Consider the following 15,168-nt stretch of genomic DNA (forward strand, 5'->3'; position numbering starts at 1 on the left):
CGTGACCACCGCGAGCGCGAGGCACCTCGACTACCCCTATCCCCGCACGTCGGCCGAGCTGACCGACGAGATGTTGTCCATGCCGGCCGAGGAACTGGCGGCCATCGCCCGCCACCCGCTGACCGTCTACCCCGACACCACCGAGCTCTACTACCGGCTGGCCCGGGAGATGGCCGACGAGTTACGCGCCCGCAACATGCGCGGCGAGCCCACCCGCTGGATCCTGCCCGTGGGCCCGAAGGCGCAGTACCCGATCCTGGCGCGCATCTGCAACGAGGAGCGCATCAGCTGGGCCGACGTGTACGCCTTCCACATGGACGAGTTCCTCGACTGGCAGGGCCGGCCGGTGGACCCCTCGCACCCCTTCAGCTTCCGCGGCTACTGCGACCGCAACCTCTACCAGCTCCTCGACCCCGACCTGCGGCCCCACCCGGGCAACGTCGTCTTCCCCGACGTGTTCGACCCCGACGCGTTCGGCGTGCGCCTGCGCGCCGAGGGCGGGGCCGACACCTGCTACGCGGGCTTCGGCTACCGGGGGCACCTGGCCTTCAACGAGCCGCCGTCCACGCGCTGGCACCAGTACACCGCCGCGGAGTTCGCCGCCTCGACCACGCGCGTCGTCCCGCTGCTCGACGACACGATCGTGGCCCACTCCCACCGGGTGACCGGCGGTTACACGCAGGCGATCCCGCGGATGGCGATCACCGTCGGCATGTCGGAGATCCTCTCCGCCCGCCGGCTGCACCTGATCACCGACGGCGGCGCCTGGAAGCGGTACATCGTCCGGGTGCTGTTGCTCACCACCGAGCCGGACGTGCTGCTTCCGGTGACCTTCGCGCACCACCACCCCGACGTGCGGGTGACCGTCGACGCCGACAGCATCGCGCCCTGCGCCCTGGGGCTGGGCTCGTGACCGTCGTCGCGATCGGGGCCTACATCGTCGACCTCTACATGTTCGGCGACCGTCTGCCGGAGCCGGGCGAGAGCGTCAACGCCGCCGACTACGCCACCGCGCACGGGGGCAAGGCCGCGAACGTGGCGGTCGCCGCGGCCCGGCTGGGCGCCGCCGCCCGGTTCGTCGGCTGCCTCGGCGACGACGCCGCCCGGCCGGTGGCGCTGGCCGAGCTGCGCGCCGAGGGCATCGAGGTCGGCGAATGCACCACGGCCGTCGGCGTCGCGACCGGGCGCAGCTTCGTCTACGTCGACGCGGCCGGCGGGCAGATGGTCATGACCTGGCCGGGGGCCGCCGACCTGCTGCCGCCCGCCCAGGCGGCCGCCGTCGTCGCCGGCCTGCCCGCCGGGTCCGTGCTCGTGCTGCAGGGCGAGATCCCGCTGGAGATCTCGTACGCGGCCGCGACGGCGGCCCCGCCGGGCGTGCGCGTCCTGCTCAATCCGAGCCCGGCGGGACCGTTCCTGGAGAGGACCGGAAAGGAGCTGCTGGCCCGCGCCGACGTGCTGGTGCTCAACGAGGGCGAGCTGGCCGCGCTGGCCGGCGAGACCCCCGGCGACCTGGACGACCTGCGCGGCAGGACCAGGGGACGCATCGTCGTCGTCACCCGCGGCGAGCACGGCGCCGAGATCGCCGACGACGGCGGCACTATGCTGATCGACGTCCCCAGCGTGCGCGTTGTGGACACCACCGGCGCGGGTGACGCCTTCACCGGCGCCCTGGCGGCCGCCCTCTGCGCCGGCACGGGCCTGGTGCGCGGCGTCCGGCTCGCCTGCCAGGTGGCGACCGTCTCGGTCACGCGCCGGTTCTGTGCCCCCAGCTACCCATCGGCCGCCGAGCTCGGCATCGCCCCGCTCCGCGGTCCGTCCGTGCAGGAGAGACCCGCGTGACACGACGTCATCCCACCCTGGCCATCCAGATCCGTGACCGGCTGCACGCCCTGATCGTCGAGCAGGGGCTGCGCCCCGGTGACAGGCTGCCGTCCGAGAACGAGCTCATGACCCTGTTCGACGTCGGGCGCACCAGCATCAGGGAGGCGTTCAAGCTCCTGGAGCAGGAAGGGCTCATCCAGGCCAGGCACGGCGACGGCCGCTACCTCACCTCGCAGCCGAGCCTGGACCGGCCGCTGACCCGCCTCGAAGGCGTCACCGAGATGCTGGCCAGCCGTGGGTTCACCGCCGACAACACCGTCCTCGACGTCGTGGCCACCGAGCCGGACCGCCACCAGCGCGAGCTGCTGCAACTGCCGCCCGGCGAGGCCATCGTCCGGCTGGAACGCCTGCGCCGGCACCGGGACGACGCGCTGCTGTACTCCATCGACCTGTTCCCGCGCTCGCTCATCGGCCGCCCCATGGACGAGGTGGACTGGACCGGCTCGCTGTTCCAGCTCCTCACCGAGCACGGCCACACCATCGCCTACGCCGTCGCCCAGGTGCGGGCGGTGACCCTCAGCCACGCCCAGGCCGAGCGCATCGGCACCCACGAGGACGGCGGCGCCTGGCTGCTGCTCCTCCAGACCCACCACGACAGCGCCGGACGGCCGGTGCTGTATTCGCAGGACTACCACAGGGGCACCGACTTCTCCTTCCACCTGGTGAGACGCCGCGACTGAGTGAGCCGCCGCCGCGTACCGACCGACCGCCGTTCGCCGACGCAGAGAGGATCATGCGATGAGTGCCATCACGCTGGAGGCCGGCCACCCCATCCCGGCCTCCCCTTCCAGCCTCCGGGCGAGGTGCACCAGGCTGTCCGTCTTCTGGCTCGCCGAGGACGAGGTCTCCTTCTACGGGCTCCCGCCGCTGCTGATGAAGGTGTCGAACGTGGCCGGGGTCGCGGTCGTGCGCAGCTGCGCGGAGGCCCGGCTGCTGCTGGCCGGCGAGGACTTCGACGTGGCGGTGATCCCGCTCGCGGTCCTGCCGGACGTGCTCGGCGGACGCCCCCGCCGGGCCCGCCCGCAGATCCTGGCCATGGTGCGTCAGGGGGAGGAGCTCGCCCCCTGCGTCGCCCAGCGGTACGGGCTGGCCGGTTGCCTGCTGTGGGACGAGATCAATGTCGCCGGCTTGTCGGGCACCTTCGATCGGCTGCTGCGCGGCGACGCGCCCGTCCCGTCCAGGGGCGGCCCCGACCTGCTCGGCCGCCTGACCGAGCGCGAGCACATGGTGCTGGCGCTGCTGCTGCGCGGCATGAGCAACCACCAGATCGCCCGCTCGATGGGCATCTCCATCCACGGCGTCAAGCGCCACATCTCGAACCTGCTCGTCAAGTTCAACTGCTCCAACCGCACCGAGGTCGCCCTGGTCGCCCAGCGGCTCGGCCTCGACCCCGCCGCCCGCACCCCGCGCCACCTGAGCAGCACCGGCACGTAGCACGTACGACGAACCATCCCCGAACGGTCATCGAGAAACGGAGTGACAATGGACGTCCCTCTCATGGAACTCAGCGGCCGCGCCCCCGTCGTCAGGCTGCATGACATCGAGGCCGACATGGCCGCCGCCACCGACGCCATCAGGTCGCAGCTGACCGGATGGGGCTTCATGGCCGCGGAGGTGCCCGGCATCGGCGAGCGCGTCGAGGCCATGATGAACGAGTTCGCCGCGGCCTGCCGGGCGACCGGGCCGAGCCTGTCCGACTACGCCTACGACGTCGTCCCGCAGCTCGCCGTCGGCGGCACGCACGGGTTCTTCCCGTACAACTCGGAGATCCCGCGCCTGGCCAACGGCGTGCCCGACCCGAAGGAGTTCATCCACGTCAGCGGCGCCATGATCGGCGACCAGCCGCCCGGGGCGGGTGACGTGCTGCGGGCCTTCCCGGCGTTCGGCGCCCGCGCCGCGGAGGTGTTCGACATCGCCTTCCGGCTGATCTCGCTCTTCGGCGAGGTCGTCCGGGGCATGATGCCGCCCGGCACGCCGGAGCTGGACCTCTCGCACGACGCGACGAACCTGCGGGTGATCCACTACCGGGACGTCGGCGACCGCGAGGTGCTGGCCCACGAGCACTCCGGCATCCAGATGCTCGGCCTCCAGCTTCCCCCGTCCGACCAGGGCCTGCAGTACGTGCTGCACGACGGCACCTGGGTCGAGCCGGTGATCGCCGGGACCGACGTCGTGCTGTGCAACATCGGCCGGATGCTCACCAGCGCCTCCGACGGGCGGTTCCGGCCGTCCACGCACCGGGTGCACACCAAGCCGATGCCCGTCGGCTACGAGCGCCTGTCGTCGGTGCTCTTCGCCTACCCGCAGCACAAGGCCCGCCAGTGGAAGATGGTGGACGGCGAGCTGATGTCGCTGAACGCCACCTGGGGCGACTTCATCGACAGCCGCTTCCAGGGGCTCGGCAAGCAGTCCTGACCGCCCGGCCTCCTGGCGGCCGGGCAGGCCGTCAGGAGGCGATCAGGAGGCACTGGCCCGGACGGCCGCCCGGATCACGTCGGCGACCTCCTTCGGCCGCGACACCGCGACCGCGTGCGAGGCGCCGGCGACCTCCACGGCGGTCGCGCCGGCCCGCTCGGCCCCGAACCGCTGCACGTCGGGGTTGATGGCCTGGTCGGCGTCGGCGATGACGGCCCACGACGGCTTGGCCCGCCAGGCCGCCGTGGCCGCACCCTCGGTGAACGCCCCGGCCGCCAGCGGCCGCTGCGCCACCGCGAGGACCCGGGTGACCTCGGCCGGCACGTCGGCGGCGAAGACCTGCGGGAAGGCGTCGGCGGCGATGGTGAACTCGACGGCGGCGCCGCCGTCCGCCAGCGGGTAGGACGCCTGCCGCAGGCTCGCGCCGAGCGGCGGCTCGGGGAAGCGGCCCTGGAGCTCGCCCAGGCTCTCGCCCTCGTCCGGGACGTACGCGGCGACGTAGACGAGGCCGACGACGTTGTCCGCCGCGCCGGCCACGGTGATGATCGCGCCGCCGTACGAGTGGCCGGCCAGCACGACCGGGCCGTCGATCTGGGCCGCGACGGAGGCGACGTACGCCGCGTCCGAGGCCAGGCCGCGCAGCGGGTTCGGCGGGGCCACCACGGGGATGCCGTCCCGCTGCAGCTCGGCGATGACGCCGGTCCAGCTCGCCGCGTCGGCGAACGCGCCGTGCACGAGGACGACCGTCGGGGTGGTGCTCTCCGTCATGGGAAAAACTCCTTCTCAGGGCGAAAGGGACCGGTCGGCCCCGGTGGCGATCCAACAGCCGGGCCGCTCGCGCGCACGAGGCGGAAACGTACTTCTGCCTGTGGTTCCGCCTCGTCTTTCCGAGGGCCGGTCATTTGGATGGGTGACGGCCCCCCTGCTTCCCACCTTCCTGGAGTGATCATGATCAAGCCCGTCCTGGAGCCCGCCGCTCAGGCGTTCGCCGAGGCCACCGCCGAGCCGCCGTACCTCTTCCAGCTCCCGCCGGAGGAGGGCCGCAAGGCCGTGAACGAGGTGCAGTCCGGCCCGGCCGAGCTGCCGGCCGTGGACGAGGAGTGGGTGACGGTCCCCGGCGGACCCACCGGCGAGGTCAGGGCCCGCATCGTGCGGCCCGCCGGCAGCACCGGCGACCTGCCCGTGATCATCTACATCCACGGCGCCGGCTGGGTCTTCGGCAACGCCCACACCCACGACCGGCTGGTCCGCGAGCTGGCGACCGGCGCCGGCGCCGCCGTGGTCTTCCCCGAGTACGACCTGTCGCCCGAGCACCGCTACCCGGTCGCCATCGAGCAGAACTGGACGGTCGCCCGCTGGATCGTCACCGACGGCGCCGCCAAGGGCCTGGACGCCACGCGCGTCGCGGTGGCCGGCGACTCCGTCGGCGGCAACATGACCGCCGCGCTGACCATCATGGCCAAGCAGCGCGGCGGGCTGTCGCTGCGCCGCCAGGTGCTGTTCTACCCGGTGACCGACGCGTCCTTCGACACCGAGTCCTACCGGCAGTTCGCCGAGGGCTACTTCCTGCGCCGGGACGGCATGCAGTGGTTCTGGGACCAGTACACGACCTCGGAGGCCGAACGCGCCGAGATCACCGCGTCCCCGCTGCGGGCCACCGTCGAGGAGCTGGCCGGTCTGCCGCCGGCGCTGGTCATCACCGGCGAGGCGGACGTGCTGCGCGACGAGGGCGAGGCGTACGCCGCCAAGCTGCGCGCCGCCGGGGTGCCGGTGACCGCCGTGCGTTACCAGGGCATCATCCACGACTTCGTCATGCTCAACGCGCTGCGCGGCACGTACGCGGCCGAGTCGGCGATCGAGCTGGCCGCCGGCACGCTGCGCCGGGCCCTGCACGAGAGCTGACCTCCCGCGCCATGCCCTCCGCCTACGACCTCGACCAGGTGCGGCACGCCAACGCCACCGGGCGGGTCCCGGTCGTCTTCGTCCACGACCCGTGGTTGCTGGCCGAGAGCTGGGAGCCCTGGGCCGAGGTGTTCGGGCAGGCGGGGTTCGTCCCCGTCATCCCGGCCTGGCCCGAGGACGGCGAGGCCGCCGGGCATCCCGCAGGCCACTTCGCCGGGTTGATCGGCGGGCTGGCGCGCCGGCCTGCCCTGGTCGGCCACGCCGCCGGCGGCCTGGTCGCGCAGATCCTGGCCGGGCGCGGGCTGGCCTGCGCCTGCGTGGCGATCAGCCCGGCGCCGTTCCGCGGGGCGCTCACGTACGGGCGCTTCCGGCACGCCGTGGCCAACGCCGTCGGCGAGGAGGAGGCCAGGCGGCTGTACGAGACGTACGCCGTCCGGGCGGCGGAGGCGGGCGACCCCACGGGCCTGGACGGCGCCGCGCCGGACCGGGGGCCGCTGCTGCTGGTCGCCGGCGAGATGGACCGCACGGTCCCGTGGGCCGCCGCGCACGCCGCCTACCTGTGGCAGGCCCGCAACCGGCACCATCTGACCGAGATCGTCGAGCTGCCGGGGCGCGGGCACTCGATGACCGTGGACAGCGGCTGGCGCGAGGTCTGCGGCACCGCCCTGACCTTCATCGAACGGTTCGTGGACCCCTGACCGGCCCGCTCAGCCGGTGGCTCCATGCGTTGTCACCGGGGCCAGCCGGGTGAGTTCGGCGGTCACGCGGGCCGCCCGGACGGCGTCGGCGGAGGCTTCGTACAGCTCCAGGGCCTCCTGGAAGGCCTCGCGCGCCGCCTCCCGCCGTCCCAGCTCGACCAGCGCCCGGCCCAGGTTCGTCAGCGTCTGGGCCGTGGCCCGGTTGATCGGGCGCTTGCGCAGCTCGACCAGCGCCTCACGATAGTGGTCGGCGGCCTCCTGCCAGCGGCCGAGCGCGAAGTAGCCGTCGCTCAGCAGGTCCAGCGCCGCCCCGACGGCGTGGGCGACGATGACCGGCGTGCCGCCGAACGCCGGGTCGCGCAGCCGTTCCAGCAGCTCCAGCCCGTGCCGTACGGCCTCCTCGATCCGGCCCAGCCGGCGCAGGCCGTTGCCGACGCTGAGCATCGCCTGGGCGTAGCCCTCGGGGTCGCCGGCCTGCCGGAAGCACTCCGCCGCCCGCCGCGCGTGTTCCAGGCCGGTCTCCGTGGCGCGCCGGTCGTCGCGCCCCCACAGCGCCCAGGTGGCGTAGGTCAGGGCCCAGCCCTGCTGGCGCACGTCCCCGACCTCGCGGGCCAGCTCCAGCGCGCGCAGCGCGGTCCGCTCGCCCTCGTCGTAGCGGCCCTGGCAGTACGTGCGCGCCCAGGACAGGTAGTTGAGGTGCACCGCCTCCTGCAGGCGGTCGCCCGTCTCGCGGGCCGCGCCGGACGACAGCTCGAACACCTCGGGCCAGTACCCCCAGTGCATCCACAGGTCGGAGAACCAGTGCATGGCCTCGGCCACCTCGACGACCCGCGCGTGCTCGCCGGCGCGGGCCGCCTGCCGCAGCGCGGCCAGCCACGCCGCGCCCTCGGCCTGGAGCCATTCCTGCGCCTGCCGCGCGCTGTCCAGCTCGACCAGCGAGCTCCACCCGGACGGCGGCGCGCCGTAGCCGGGCTCGAACCAGCGCCCGGCGACGGTCGCGATCTCCAGCAGCCAGTCGTCCATCCGCCGCCGCGCCTGCCGCTGCGCCGTCATGGGCTCCTCGTCGGACAGCCGGGCGCGGGCGAACAGCCGTACCAGGTCGTGGAAGCGGTAGCGGCCGGGGTACGGCGACTGCAGCAGCCCGAGATCGACCAGCTCCTCCAGGGCGTCCTCGGCCTCGTCCGGGCCGAGCTCGGCGAGGACGGCCGTCATCGGCGCCCCGAAGTCCGGCGCGGCGGCCAGCGCCAGCCGCCGGAAGCCGCGCCGCGCGGGCGCCGACAGCTGCCGGTATGACAGCGCGAAGGCCGCCGCCACCGACAGGTCGCCGGCGGCCAGCGACTCCACCCGGCGTCCCTCGTCGCCGAGGCGGGCGGCCAGGTGCCCGGCGGTCCAGCCGGGCCTGCTCTGCAGCCGGTTCCCGGCGATGCGCAGCGCCAGCGGCAGGTTCCCGCACAGGTCGGCGACCTGGGCGACCCCGTCCGGGTCGGCGTCGGCGCGCTCGGCGCCGACGATCGCGCGCAGCAGCGCGGCCGACTCCCCGGCCGCCAGGTGCGCCAGCGGCACCTGGTGCACGCCCTCCAGCCCGGCCAGCGGGCGGCGGCTGGTGACCAGCGTCATGGACGGGCCCTCGGCGGGCAGCAGCGGGCGCACCTGGGCCTCGTGCGCGGCGTTGTCCAGGATGACCAGGCAGCGCCGGCTGCGCAGCAGGGCGCGGTACTGGCCGGCGCGGTCCTCCTCGTCGGCCGGGATGCGCCGCTCGGCCACGCCCAGGGCGTTGAGCAGCCGGGACAGCGCCGTGCCGGGGTCCAGCGGGACCGGGTCCATGCCGCGCAGGTCCAGGTAGAAGCGGCCGTCGGGGAACAGGTTGGCCAGGTGGGCGGCGGCGCGCACGGCCAGGGCGGTCTTGCCGATGCCGGCGGCCCCGGAGACGGCCGCGACGACGGCGGGCGCGTCCTCGGCCCCGGCGACGGCGGCGACGACGGCGGGCGCGTCCTCGGCCGTGCGGGCGGCCAGGTCGCGCAGCAGGCGCAGCTCCCGTTCGCGGCCGGTGAAGTCGCCCACGCCGCGGGGCGGCTCGCAGGCGCCCGGCGCGGCGTCCTGGCGCGGGCGGCCGGCGCGGGCGGCGTCGGACAGCTCCGTGCGCCGCGGCTCGTCCAGCCGCAGCGCCTCGGCCAGGGCCTCGACGGTGCGCCGCTGCGGGCCCCGGCTGGCCCCGCGTTCCATGTCGCCGATGGCGCGCACGCTGACGCCGGAGGCGTGGGAGAGCTCCTCGATGGTCAGCCCGGCGGCGTGTCTCAGGCTCCGCAGCATCGTGCCGAACGACTCCGCCACCCGTCCCCCTCAGCGTTGTGAGCGGCGAAATCCCCCGAAACGCCGCACACCAACCTTATCTGCCGGAAAACGGGGTGAGGTGCTGGTCGATCGAGGTGTACGTCACGGTCCAGAAGTCCTCGAAGACCTTGGGCGCCACCGGCGACGTCATCGCCACCTGGGTGAACAGCACGCCCACCAGCCCCTCCGACGGATCGGCGTAGGCCGTGGTGCCGAGCCCGCCGGTCCAGCCGAACCGGCCCGGCCGGGTGTGGAGGCGATCGGCCCGGGTGTCCACCTGCATCCCGAACCCCCAGCCGCCCGACCCGAGGAACGTCTCGGCGCCCGCCTTCTGGGCCGGCGACAGATGGTCGGCCGTCATCAGCTCGACCGAGGCCCGCGACAGGATCCGGCCGCCGTCGTGCCGCCCCTTCTCCAGCAGCATCCGGAAGAACGCGGCGTAGTCAAGGGCGGTCGAGAGCAGGCCGGGGCCGCCGCCGCCGGACGGGAAGGCCGGCGGCTCGTGCCACACGCGCGGGTCGGGCCTCGGCGTCACGCCGCCCGAGCCGTCCGGCCGGTAGGAGGCCGCCAGGCGGTGGAGCTTGTCCGCCGGCAGGTGGTAGCCGGTGTCGCGCATGCCCAGGGGCTCGAAGACGCGCTCGGTCATGAAGTCGTGCAGCGGTTTCCCGGCGGCCCGCGCGACCAGCACGCCCAGGACGTCGGCGCTCGTGTGGTAGGTCCACCGCTCGCCCGGCTGGAACATCAGCGGCAGCGCGCCCAGCCGGGCGAGCCATTCGTCAGGGCCGCTGGCGGGGCCGTCGGGGCCGCGGTCGATCCGCGGGTCGCGCATCGCGCGCACGATGGGCAGCTCGTCGCCCTCCACCAAGAGCTGTCCCGTGCCCAGCCGGAAGGTCAGCAGGTCGCGTACGGTGATCGGCCGCGTGGCGGGCACCGTGTCGTCCAGCGGCGCGTCCAGGGCGCGCAACACCCGGCGGCCGGCCAGCTCGGGGACGAGGTCGTCGATCGGGTCGTCGATCCGCAGGACGCACTCCTCCACCAGGATCATCGCCGCCGCCGCGGTGACGGCCTTGGTCAGCGACGCGATCCGGAAGATCGAGTCCGCCTCGACGGCCGCCCCGCCGCCGTGCTCCAGCGTGCCCATCGGCACGACGTGCGTCTCGCCCCGATGATGGACGAGCCCGACCAGCCCCGGCACCTCGCCCCGCGCCACGAACCCGCCCAGCACGCCCCGCATCCGCTGTTCCAGTACGCTCATCGGTCCTCCTGAAGTGACGTGTCGTGACAATGACCGGACGGACCCGGAAAACTCATCGTCATGGCGTGTCCATCCGGGCGGGTCCCGTTCGTGGTGAAGGCGTACGGCGGCCCCGCCGTACGCCGACCGCGAAGGGAACACCGATGAAGTACATGCTGCTGATCAACGCCGGCACCTCCGACGAGCAGGAGCCGGGCGACTTCCAGGAGTGGATGGCCTACGACAAGTCCGTCCGGGAGGCGGGCATCCTGGTCTCCGGCGAGTCGCTGGCCGACCTGGTGACCGCCACCACCGTACGGGTGAGCGCCGACGGCACGCCGACCGTCACCGACGGCCCGTACGCCGAGACGCGCGAGGTGCTGGGCGGCTTCTACGTGATCGACGTGCCGGACCTCGACGCCGCCCTCGACTGGGCCGTGCGCTGCCCGGGTGCGCGCGGCGGCGGCTCGGTGGTGGTCCGCCCGGTCGCCGACTTCGATGCGTGAGATCGAGGCCGTCTTCCGTGAGGAGCGCGGCCGGCTGCTGGCCGCGCTCGTCCGCCGCTTCGGCGACCTCGACCTCGCCGAGGAGGTCACCTCCGACGCCGTCGAGGCGGCGCTGAGGCACTGGCCCGCCGAGGGCGTGCCGCCCAATCCGGGCGCGTGGCTGATGACCACCGCGAGGCGCAAGGCGGTCGACCGGCTCAGACGCGAGCAGGCGCTGGCCACCCGGCTGGCCGTCCTGGCGGCCGAGGCCGAGCGGGCCGCCCCCGAAGCGCCCCCCGGCGAGGACGGCGGCCTGCCCGACGAACGGCTGCGGCTCTTCTTCACCTGCGCCCACCCCGCGCTGCCGGCCGAGGACCGCGGGGCGCTGACGTTGCGCTGCCTGGCCGGCCTGACCACCCCCGAGGTGGCGCGGGCCTACCTGGTGCCGGCCCAGACGATGGCCAAGCGCATCGTCAGGGCCAAGAAGAAGATCCGGGAGGCGCGCGTCCCGTTCCGCGTGCCCGAGGCCCACGAGCTGCCGGAACGGGTGCCCGGCGTGCTCCAGGTGATCTACTCGATCTTCACCGAGGGCTACGCGGCCAGCTCCGGGCCCTTCCTCCAGCGGCTCGACCTGGCCGAGGAGGCGATCAGGCTGGCCCGGATCCTGCGCCGGCTGCTGCCCGCCGAGCGGGAGGTCGCCGGGCTGCTGGCGTTGCTGCTGCTGGTGCACGCCCGGCGCGACGCCCGTGCCGGGCCCGAGGGGGAGCCGGTCCTGCTCGGCGAGCAGGACCGCGGCCTCTGGGACCGGGCCATGATCGAGGAGGGCTCGGCGCTGGTGGTGACCGCGCTCAGCGGCGGCCCGCCCGGCCCGTACGCCGTCCAGGCCGCGATCGCGGCGCTGCACGACGAGGCCCCGGACCTGGCCACGACCGACTGGCCGCAGGTCGTGGCCCTGTACGACGTGCTGCTCGCGCTCGACCCCTCTCCGGTGGTGGCGCTGAACCGGGCGGCGGCCGTGGCCATGCGCGACGGGCCCGAGGCCGGGCTGGCGCTGCTGGAGGAGCTGGCCGGGGCGCGGCGGCTGCGCGACTACCACCCGTACCTGCTGGCCCGCGCCGACCTGCTGCACCGGCTCGGCCGGCTGCCCGAGGCCGCCGAGGCGTACCGCGCCGCGCTCGGGGCGGCCGGGAGCGAGCCCGAGCGCACCCACCTCCGCCGCCGCCTGGCCGCGCTGGAGGAGGCCGGGCACGAGGTTTGAGCACCGCCCTGACCAGGGAGAACTGCTGCGATGGGTGGAGCAGACGGTGACCGCTACCTGCCGATCGCCGAGCACGGCCTCATCGGCGATCTGCGCAGCGTGGCCCTGGTCGGCACCAACGGCACCATCGACTGGTACTGCTGCCCGGCCTTCGACTCGCCCAGCGTGTTCGCCGCGATCCTCGACGCCGACCGGGGCGGGGCGTTCGAGCTGGGCGCCGACGTGCCGGCGCGGACCAAGCAGTTCTACTTCCCCGACACCAACGTGCTCATCACCCGCTTCTTCACCGAGAGCGGGGTGGGCGAGATCCAGGACTTCATGCCGATCATCGGCGAGCCGGGCGGCCGCGGCCGGCAGCGGCTGATCCGCCGGGTGCTCTGCGTGCGCGGCTCGCTGCCGTTCCACGCGCGGGTGGCCCCCCGCTTCGGCTACGGGGCCGACCCGCACGTCGTGCGCGAGGTCGACGGCCTGACCGTCTTCGAGTCCGCCCAGCTGACGCTCGGGCTGAGCGCCACCGTCCCGGTCGAGTGCGACGGACGCGACGTGCGGGCGTGCTTCACCCTCGTGGAGGGCGAGTCGGAGGTGTTCGCGCTCGACCGGATCGAGGCCGAGATCCCGCCCCTCGGCTGCCCGCACGTCGAGGCGGAGGAGGCGCTGACCGCCACGGTCGCCTTCTGGCGCACATGGCTGTCGGCCTCCCGCTACCGGGGCAGGTGGCGGGAGATGGTCCACCGCTCGGCCCTGACGCTCAAGCTGCTGACGTACGCGCCGACCGGCGCGATCGTCGCCGCCCCGACCACCAGCCTGCCCGAGCTGATCGGCGGCGAGCGCAACTGGGACTACCGCTACCTCTGGGTCCGCGACGCCGCCTTCTGCGTCTACGCCCTGCTCCGGCTCGGCTTCACCGGCGAGGCCGAGGCGTTCATGTCGTTCCTGACCCGGCACGTCAGCCTGCGCGCCGCCGGCCCCAACGGCCCCCTCCAGATCATGTACGGCATCGACGGCCGCACCGACCTGCCCGAACGGCAGCTCGACCACCTGGAGGGCTACCGCGGCTCGGCCCCGGTGCGCGTCGGCAACGCCGCCGCCGGCCAGCTCCAGCTCGACATCTACGGCGCCCTGCTCGACTCCGTCTACCTCTACGACAAATGGGGCAAGCCCATCTCCAGCGACCACTGGGACGCCGTCTGCGCCCTGGTCGACTGGGTCTGCGACAACTGGGACCAGCCCGACGAGGGCGTCTGGGAGACCAGGGGCGGACGCAAGAAGTTCCTGTACTCTCGGCTGATGTGCTGGGTCGCCATCGAACGCGCCATGCGCATGGCCGCCCGCCGCGGCCTGCCCGCCGACATCCCCCACTGGCGCGGGGCGCGCGACGACGTCTACCGGCAGATCATGGCCCACGGCTGGTCCGACGTGCGGCAGGCGTTCGTCCAGCACGAGGACGGCGACGTGCTCGACGCGGCGCTGCTGATGATGCCGCTGGCCAAGTTCGTCTCGCCCACCGACCCGAAGTGGCTGTCCACCCTCGACGCGCTCACCGCCGACCTGGTGTCCGACTCGCTGGTCTACCGCTACGACCCGGACGCCAGCCCCGACGGGCTGCGCGGCCAGGAGGGCACGTTCTCCATCTGCTCCTTCTGGTACGTCGAGGCGCTGGTCCGCGCCGGCCGGGTGGAGGAGGCCCGCCTGGCCTTCGAGAAGATGCTGACCTACGCCAACCACCTCGGCCTGTACGCCGAGGAGATCGGCCGGACGGGCGAGCAGCAGGGCAACTTCCCGCAGGCGTTCACCCACCTGGCCCTGATCAGCGCCGCCTTCAACCTCGACCGCGCCCTCGGCTGACCGCGGGACTCCCGGCGCTCCTGAGCGTTCAGGACTCGCCGGACAGCACGGCCGTCCCCAGGGACGCGCCGGAGATCACCCTCGCCGCGGTCGTCGTGGACGAACCGGAGCCCAGTTCGGTCAGGGCGGCCCGGTCGAGGGCGTGCACGGTGAACTGGTAGGTGTTGACCGACCAGGGGGAGCACGGCCCCTGGTAGCCGTACAGGCTGGCGCTGCCGCGGTAGTAGATCTGCCGGGCCCGGCCGGGGCCGTCGGACGGTAGGCGTGCTCGACGTTCTGCGGCAGCGAGGTCACGTCCGCCGGGATGTCGTAGATCACCCAGTGGATGAGGTTGTTGTTGTCCAGGTCCCGCATCACCAGGGCGTAGCCGCGGGTGCCGGCCGGGCCGCCGCTCCAGGTCAGGGGCGGTGACTCGTTGCGCCGGCCGGGGTCGGTCTGGCCGCCGCTGGTGCACTCGTGCACCTTCGGGATGATCCCGCCCTGGGTGAAGGCGGTGCTGGTGAGGGTGAAGGCGGTGGCGTTCGCCGGCACCGCGGCGGCCACGGCGGCGGTCGTCGCCTCCGCCACCACCGCGAACGGCACACCCTCATGGAACCTGTCCGCCATGAACCGATATCAGGCTGAGTGGTCCGGTTTCTTTGTGATGCTGCTGGGAAGCAATGGCGCTGTCAGGCCGGGGGCACTCCTTCCCCACAAGGGGTGGCGACACCCGGCGCGGCAGAACGGGAGTGTGAAGCGTGGAAGTCACCGGCATCATCTCCGCCCTCATCATCGGGCTCGTCATCGGCGTCATCGGCCGGCTGGTCGTGCCGGGCCGTCAGAGCATCCCCATCTGGCTCACCATCGTGATCGGCATCGTCGCGGCCCTCATCGGCACCGCGATCGCCGCCGCGGTCGGCGTCGCGGACACCCGTGGCATCGACTGGATAGAACTGGTCATCCAGGTGGTGCTCGCCGGTCTGGGGGTGGCCCTGGCGGCGGGCCTCTACGGCAGACGCAGCGTCCGGTAGAGCGGAACGCGCCGGGATCCCGGAGTGCGGCGAACACGCCGCACCCCGGGATCCCGCCGTTCCCCGCTCCCTTTTGTACGGCAGACGTTTTCGGCATGGCCGGAACCGG

The 15,168-nt window shown here is 73.7% G+C and carries 16 protein-coding genes; 11 read left to right on the plus strand and 5 right to left on the minus strand.

What is annotated here, in order from left to right:
• Window position 1: 1 nt before the first annotated feature.
• Genes AB0C33_RS03210 through AB0C33_RS03230 form a run of 5 tightly spaced genes read left to right on the plus strand, consistent with a single transcriptional unit; the run spans window position 2 to window position 4,296 of the window.
• Window positions 2-913 (plus strand): hypothetical protein, encoded by a 912-nt coding sequence (locus AB0C33_RS03210; protein WP_358283120.1) that lies wholly within the window; start codon window positions 2-4, stop codon window positions 911-913.
• Complete coding sequence (locus tag AB0C33_RS03215; RefSeq protein ID WP_358283122.1) at window positions 910-1,839, plus strand: PfkB family carbohydrate kinase; 930 nt, start codon at window positions 910-912, stop codon at window positions 1,837-1,839. The genes AB0C33_RS03210 and AB0C33_RS03215 overlap by 4 nt, the downstream gene beginning before the upstream one ends.
• Window positions 1,836-2,561 carry a GntR family transcriptional regulator gene (locus AB0C33_RS03220; RefSeq protein WP_352323225.1) on the plus strand — a complete coding sequence of 242 codons (726 nt, stop codon included), beginning with the start codon at window positions 1,836-1,838 and terminating at the stop codon, window positions 2,559-2,561. Before AB0C33_RS03215 ends, AB0C33_RS03220 begins: the two co-directional genes overlap by 4 nt.
• Before the next feature lie 58 nt (window positions 2,562-2,619).
• The gene (locus tag AB0C33_RS03225) at window positions 2,620-3,315 is read left to right on the plus strand and encodes a LuxR C-terminal-related transcriptional regulator (RefSeq protein ID WP_358283124.1); all 696 of its coding nucleotides are present in this window, start codon (window positions 2,620-2,622) and stop codon (window positions 3,313-3,315) included.
• 48 nt (window positions 3,316-3,363) lie between these two features.
• Entirely contained in the window at window positions 3,364-4,296 is a 933-nt protein-coding gene (locus AB0C33_RS03230) for a hypothetical protein (RefSeq protein WP_358283126.1), read from the plus strand.
• Between the two features lie 42 nt (window positions 4,297-4,338).
• Here the strand turns inward: AB0C33_RS03230 and AB0C33_RS03235 are convergent, their stop codons facing one another.
• Window positions 4,339-5,064 (minus strand): alpha/beta hydrolase, encoded by a 726-nt coding sequence (locus AB0C33_RS03235; protein WP_358283128.1) that lies wholly within the window; start codon window positions 5,062-5,064, stop codon window positions 4,339-4,341.
• 174 nt (window positions 5,065-5,238) lie between these two features.
• Here AB0C33_RS03235 and AB0C33_RS03240 point away from each other — a divergent pair, with 174 nt between their 5' ends.
• Both AB0C33_RS03240 and AB0C33_RS03245 read left to right on the plus strand, forming a co-directional pair.
• A complete protein-coding gene (locus AB0C33_RS03240) occupies window positions 5,239-6,198 on the plus strand; it encodes an alpha/beta hydrolase (protein WP_358283130.1) in 960 nt (319 codons plus the stop codon).
• Window positions 6,199-6,209: 11 nt separating this feature from the next.
• A complete protein-coding gene (locus tag AB0C33_RS03245) occupies window positions 6,210-6,896 on the plus strand; it encodes an alpha/beta fold hydrolase (RefSeq protein WP_358283132.1) in 687 nt (228 codons plus the stop codon).
• 9 nt (window positions 6,897-6,905) lie between these two features.
• Here the strand turns inward: AB0C33_RS03245 and AB0C33_RS03250 are convergent, their stop codons facing one another.
• Together AB0C33_RS03250 and AB0C33_RS03255 are read right to left on the minus strand one after the other, a co-directional pair.
• Window positions 6,906-9,227, minus strand: a complete 2,322-nt coding sequence (locus tag AB0C33_RS03250) for a tetratricopeptide repeat protein (protein ID WP_358283134.1) — start codon at window positions 9,225-9,227, stop codon at window positions 6,906-6,908.
• Between the two features lie 55 nt (window positions 9,228-9,282).
• A complete protein-coding gene (locus AB0C33_RS03255) occupies window positions 9,283-10,482 on the minus strand; it encodes a serine hydrolase domain-containing protein (RefSeq protein ID WP_358283136.1) in 1,200 nt (399 codons plus the stop codon).
• Window positions 10,483-10,625: 143 nt separating this feature from the next.
• On the opposite strand from AB0C33_RS03255, the gene AB0C33_RS03260 reads away from it, so the two are divergent.
• The 3 genes from AB0C33_RS03260 to AB0C33_RS03270 are packed head-to-tail and all read left to right on the plus strand — an operon-like array spanning window position 10,626 to window position 14,049.
• Window positions 10,626-10,967, plus strand: coding sequence for a YciI family protein (locus AB0C33_RS03260; protein WP_352319589.1), 342 nt, complete (start codon window positions 10,626-10,628; stop codon window positions 10,965-10,967).
• Window positions 10,960-12,204, plus strand: coding sequence for a DUF6596 domain-containing protein (locus tag AB0C33_RS03265; protein ID WP_358283138.1), 1,245 nt, complete (start codon window positions 10,960-10,962; stop codon window positions 12,202-12,204). Before AB0C33_RS03260 ends, AB0C33_RS03265 begins: the two co-directional genes overlap by 8 nt.
• 30 nt (window positions 12,205-12,234) lie before the next feature.
• Window positions 12,235-14,049 carry a glycoside hydrolase family 15 protein gene (locus AB0C33_RS03270; protein ID WP_358283140.1) on the plus strand — a complete coding sequence of 605 codons (1,815 nt, stop codon included), beginning with the start codon at window positions 12,235-12,237 and terminating at the stop codon, window positions 14,047-14,049.
• Between the two features lie 28 nt (window positions 14,050-14,077).
• Here the strand turns inward: AB0C33_RS03270 and AB0C33_RS03275 are convergent, their stop codons facing one another.
• Complete coding sequence (locus AB0C33_RS03275) at window positions 14,078-14,254, minus strand: hypothetical protein (RefSeq protein WP_358283911.1); 177 nt, start codon at window positions 14,252-14,254, stop codon at window positions 14,078-14,080.
• Complete coding sequence (locus AB0C33_RS03280; protein WP_358283142.1) at window positions 14,170-14,655, minus strand: YbhB/YbcL family Raf kinase inhibitor-like protein; 486 nt, start codon at window positions 14,653-14,655, stop codon at window positions 14,170-14,172. Before AB0C33_RS03280 ends, AB0C33_RS03275 begins: the two co-directional genes overlap by 85 nt.
• Before the next feature lie 131 nt (window positions 14,656-14,786).
• Between AB0C33_RS03280 and AB0C33_RS03285 the strand changes: the two genes are divergently transcribed.
• A complete protein-coding gene (locus tag AB0C33_RS03285; RefSeq protein WP_358283144.1) occupies window positions 14,787-15,059 on the plus strand; it encodes a GlsB/YeaQ/YmgE family stress response membrane protein in 273 nt (90 codons plus the stop codon).
• Window positions 15,060-15,168 lie beyond the last annotated feature (109 nt).

Origin of the sequence: Nonomuraea sp. NPDC048881, assembly GCF_040649795.1 — a bacterium.
Lineage (GTDB): Bacteria > Actinomycetota > Actinomycetes > Streptosporangiales > Streptosporangiaceae > Nonomuraea.

Coding starts and splice junctions, on each gene's coding strand:
- AB0C33_RS03225 (WP_358283124.1), top strand. CDS start 2,620: ATGAGTGCCATCACGCTGGAGGCCGGCCACCCCATCCCGGCCTCCCCT.
- AB0C33_RS03230 (WP_358283126.1), top strand. CDS start 3,364: ATGGACGTCCCTCTCATGGAACTCAGCGGCCGCGCCCCCGTCGTCAGG.
- AB0C33_RS03235 (WP_358283128.1), bottom strand. CDS start 5,064: ATGACGGAGAGCACCACCCCGACGGTCGTCCTCGTGCACGGCGCGTTC.
- AB0C33_RS03245 (WP_358283132.1), top strand. CDS start 6,210: ATGCCCTCCGCCTACGACCTCGACCAGGTGCGGCACGCCAACGCCACC.
- AB0C33_RS03255 (WP_358283136.1), bottom strand. CDS start 10,482: ATGAGCGTACTGGAACAGCGGATGCGGGGCGTGCTGGGCGGGTTCGTG.
- AB0C33_RS03260 (WP_352319589.1), top strand. CDS start 10,626: ATGAAGTACATGCTGCTGATCAACGCCGGCACCTCCGACGAGCAGGAG.
- AB0C33_RS03265 (WP_358283138.1), top strand. CDS start 10,960: ATGCGTGAGATCGAGGCCGTCTTCCGTGAGGAGCGCGGCCGGCTGCTG.
- AB0C33_RS03270 (WP_358283140.1), top strand. CDS start 12,235: ATGGGTGGAGCAGACGGTGACCGCTACCTGCCGATCGCCGAGCACGGC.
- AB0C33_RS03280 (WP_358283142.1), bottom strand. CDS start 14,655: ATGGCGGACAGGTTCCATGAGGGTGTGCCGTTCGCGGTGGTGGCGGAG.